Below are 244 nucleotides of genomic sequence, written 5' to 3' on the forward strand. Positions count from 1 at the left end.
TACTTACAGAGCTTTAAGAACAAGCAACCTAAAAGAAATATACATTGTAAGGTATGCTGATGATTTTAAGATATTTTGCCGTAATTACTACGATGCAAAAAGAACCTATCAGGCAGTTACAAAATGGTTGCAAAACCGATTAAAACTAAATGTGAGTGAAGAAAAATCTAAAATAACAAATCTAAAACAAAGGTATTCGGAGTTCTTAGGTTTCAAGCTTAAGGTTAAACCAAAAGGCAAAAAG

General features: G+C 31.1%; 1 protein-coding gene. It reads left to right on the forward strand.

The features are described from left to right. On the forward strand, positions 1–244 hold a 244-nt coding region (locus Q4528_RS15465), incomplete at both ends, for a reverse transcriptase domain-containing protein (RefSeq protein WP_303522599.1).

It is taken from the genome of Staphylococcus pasteuri (assembly GCF_030547725.1).
In the GTDB taxonomy this organism is placed as follows: domain Bacteria; phylum Bacillota; class Bacilli; order Staphylococcales; family Staphylococcaceae; genus Staphylococcus; species Staphylococcus pasteuri.